At 38.3% G+C, this 3,630-nt stretch carries 5 protein-coding genes; all 5 read right to left on the bottom strand.

The window, feature by feature from the left end:
- Positions 1 to 1,186: IS21 family transposase (istA, locus tag B3E92_RS19275; protein WP_286897967.1), on the bottom strand; the 1,186-nt coding region annotated here is incomplete at its 3' end.
- A gap of 46 nt (positions 1,187 to 1,232) precedes the next feature.
- Positions 1,233 to 1,526, bottom strand: a complete 294-nt coding sequence (locus B3E92_RS19270) for an RNA polymerase sigma factor (RefSeq protein WP_286710098.1) — start codon at positions 1,524 to 1,526, stop codon at positions 1,233 to 1,235.
- Between the two features lie 664 nt (positions 1,527 to 2,190).
- Positions 2,191 to 2,673 carry a type II CAAX prenyl endopeptidase Rce1 family protein gene (locus B3E92_RS19265; protein ID WP_286897966.1) on the bottom strand — a complete coding sequence of 161 codons (483 nt, stop codon included), beginning with the start codon at positions 2,671 to 2,673 and terminating at the stop codon, positions 2,191 to 2,193.
- A gap of 128 nt (positions 2,674 to 2,801) precedes the next feature.
- Positions 2,802 to 2,927, bottom strand: coding sequence for a hypothetical protein (locus B3E92_RS19260; RefSeq protein ID WP_286897965.1), 126 nt, complete (start codon positions 2,925 to 2,927; stop codon positions 2,802 to 2,804).
- Positions 2,928 to 3,237: 310 nt separating this feature from the next.
- On the bottom strand, positions 3,238 to 3,630 hold a 393-nt coding region (locus B3E92_RS19255; RefSeq protein WP_286897964.1), incomplete at its 5' end, for a nuclear transport factor 2 family protein.

Genomic DNA, 3,630 nt, shown 5'->3' with positions numbered 1-3,630 from the left:
ACTCAAAGGTAGCAACTCCAGAAGGTCCGATACTTCCCATCAGCCGCTTATATTCTTCTCTGCTGATATTCTTTTTATAATCCGGACGGTGTTCCTCCAGAGAAACGTACATGCCCATCTGTGCGCTTACCTGATGGAGTGCTATGCGTGTGCTGCCGTCAAATATTTTTAGGCAGGTACCGTTGCTTTCGAGCCTGACGGTCCTGCCCGCATAGGCAGCGGGCACCGAATAGTAATTATGGCGGTAGCTCACGTGTGCCAGCCGGGTGACTTTTCTGGATCCGACCTCCAGGATCTCATATCGCACCGGGGGCAATGCAAGCAGTGCATGCTTTTCATACTGCTCAAATACGGCAAGCGGGATACGGCGCGTGGTTCCGTGTACGCGCTTATTGCATGTCTCTTCGTTCCAGACCTTAAGACCGCACAGCAGATCTTCATAGCTATTGCCATCGAAGCCCTTTAAAAAATTGTTTTTTACATATTTGATAGATGATTCAACTTTGCCCTTATCCTGTGGACGGCGTGGCCTGCACGCAATTCCTGCACAGCTGTAGTAGGAAAGAAATTCAGCATACCTGCGCTGGAGCTCCGGTTCGTAAAGATCCGGAGTGATCACCCCAGATTTCAGGTTGTCAAGTTTGACAGTACGCGGAACACCCCCAAAATACTCGAAAGCTTTGATATGGCAGTCCAGAAATTCGTCCACCCGCTGGCTGGTCACCAGTTTATAAAAGCTGTAGCGGCTATGGGAGAGAACCATGGAAAACACCCATACTTTAACAGGGCGGCCATTCCTGCGGAAAGTACCCATATATCCGAAATCTACCTGTGCTTCTTCTCCCGGATCGCTGTGCAGCGGCACAAAAACCTCCTGCTTCTTTAATCGCTCGATACTTCTGGCAACACTGGGGTAAGATACATCTAAACCGTGCTGCTCATGCAGGCGCTGGTGGATAAGTATCGCGCTCAGCCCCATTTCCTTATATACCTGAATGTCATCGAGATAATCATCCAGCAGCTTTGGTCTTACCTGGGGCAAAGGTTCCTCTAAGCCACGCTCAAGGGCTTTCTGTATCCGGGAAACGGTCTTGCGGCACATCCCAAGTTCTGAGGCTATCTCCCGTATGGATTTCCCGTGGGACAGCAGTGTTTTTATCGTATTATACATTGCCACTTTATACATAATGTCGGACTTTAATACTCCGACAAGTTAAACCTTAATTAAAAACTTAAGGTGGGGGCATTTTAGTGAGAATATATGGGGGTATTTTAGTGAGAATTAACAGCGTATACCTATTGCCTCGTTTGATATATGTGATCGCCGTATTCAATCCGACTCGATATAGCCATGTCTGAAACTTGGCATCCCCCCTGAAGCTTTTGAATGATTTCCATGCCTGTAATACGATTTCTTGAAATAAATCTTCCCTATCGGCTTTATTGTCTAGGTACATACAGCAGATGCGGTGTATGATAGCCTGATTAGAAGTCGCTAAAGTAATAAAGTCTTTTTCGATACTCATATCCTACGAGGATGTCTTATTTGTTATTGCTTTACTTGTTAGTCTCCAAAAAGACAAAAACATTACAACTTATATAAAAAAAGTGATATAGCGTTCATGCCAAAAACCGTTAACTCTTTTCTCCAATTACCTGCTTTCCAATGCTGCCTATACTTGCATATAATTAAATTTTTGATTATTTTTATTAATAAAACTTTAAAAAATGAAATATTTCTTAATAATACTTGCTTTATTGTGGTTTATCAGTTACATAGTAGCGGTCGTTCAAATAGCTAAATCAAAAGAGAGAATATCTTTTTTGAGTATTATACTAATGTTTCTGTTTCCTTTTTTATGGGTGTTTTTTGCAACACAACTTTATCATATAGAAGAAATATCGAAGACCAAGAAAAAGAAATATATTTAAGGGTTCGTTATAACTTCTACTGTAAGTGTCCAAAAAAATCCAACAGCTTAAAACTGGGACATAAATGTTTAGATTTAAGTAATAAGATGAAATATTTATAGGAAAAAGTTGCCAATTCAAAAGATCATGGAATCAATCTTATGAAAATCAATGTACTGTCTGATGCTTTGAATTGTATATTTTTAATGATATTAAAGTCTTTATTAAATGCTCGAACCACTACAGAAGGATAAAGCACAAGATTGAAAGCCTGAAAAATTATATAAAATACTTATTTAAGAATACCATTAAATTAATAATAGCATGTAAAAATATAGTATGCCAAAGACCAGTCCCTTTCTTCTTAAACTCCATGATGAAAAAGAAAAAAACAAAAACTGTCCCCATAAGGAAACTTAAAATAAAATAATATAAACTATACATATGAGTCAAAGCAAAAATAAGGGCAGAAATTAAAGCCATCAATAATTTCCTTTGTTTAAAAAAAGTATATGTAGACAGGAGTTTTATAGGAATAAATTGGAATAATAATGTCTCAAAAAAAGGACCTAAAATTATTGCATATAGGAAGATTTTTAGGATCCCTTGGCCACGAACCACTTCGTTTGACACAGACGCTAACTTGAGCACGTCAATGAGAACTAAATTACACAAAACATCAATAATCACATAAGCAATTATCATCACAACATATAAATAAGTTACAGGTAACTTCAATAATCGATTTATATATTTCGGCATCTATAATATTTTTTTCATAAGGAGAACGGCGTCTCCTTATCAAATACTAGGGTCTAGCTCCTCCGTAGTGACCAAAAGATGTGGAATTCCAGCCTGGCTCAGGATTATCATACTATATCCAATAGAGTCTACAATAAGATCTGCAACTTTACTTTAAAATAAAAGTCGCCAAAAAATCTTTCACCCTCGATTGTCGACACATCATTAACACTCAAGTCTTGAGCATCAAAACTTTTCAAATCTAATTTATTCATTTTTTTTAAACTTTGAATTTACTCCAATAAAACTATTTAGAAATGACTATTGTTCTTACAATACAACGGCTACAAGCTACCTTTTGAAAGAAAGGTTCAACATAAAAATTAGCGTCGTACAGTGAAAATCCAATAGTCTTTAAAAACATTGGATGACGAAACAAAAAAGAGGAAACGATAGGAAACATAAAAATTACTGTACAAATAAACGCTAAGAGAAAGGGTCTGATGAGAATCAGGCCCTTTTGACGTAAAAAAGCCACATCTCACGACATGGCTTCACAACATATATATTTGTAAGGGATGGCTCCTATTTATAAGAATTGATCGATTTGGATACTTTCCAGTCATTGCCCACACGCTCCAAGGTAACTAAGTCTGTTTTGGTGAAGTTTTCAAATTTCAAAGTCACTTTAGCAACCATATAGTCTGCCGATTCCTCGATGATATCAGTGCTTACTGTACAGTTCAGCTTTTCGCCTTTTTGCTTTTTCAATAGTTTGACTACAGAACTACGGCTATTAGACTGCGCATTGGTAGCTTGGATCTTTTGATTGAAATCAGCTGCGAACAACTGCTCTACTCCTGCTGATTCGCCCTCCGTAGTGACCGCAACATAGTGATCAAGTGCCAAGTCTGCTGTGGAAAGGTTAACGTTTGCTTTTGTTGCTTTTGCTCCAGGTGCATATTCCGGAGTAAATTG

Source organism: Sphingobacterium sp. UBA6317 (genome assembly GCF_002440385.1).
GTDB classification, from domain to species: Bacteria; Bacteroidota; Bacteroidia; order Sphingobacteriales; family Sphingobacteriaceae; genus Sphingobacterium; species Sphingobacterium multivorum.
This window is presented reverse-complemented; position numbering and strand designations above follow the sequence as displayed.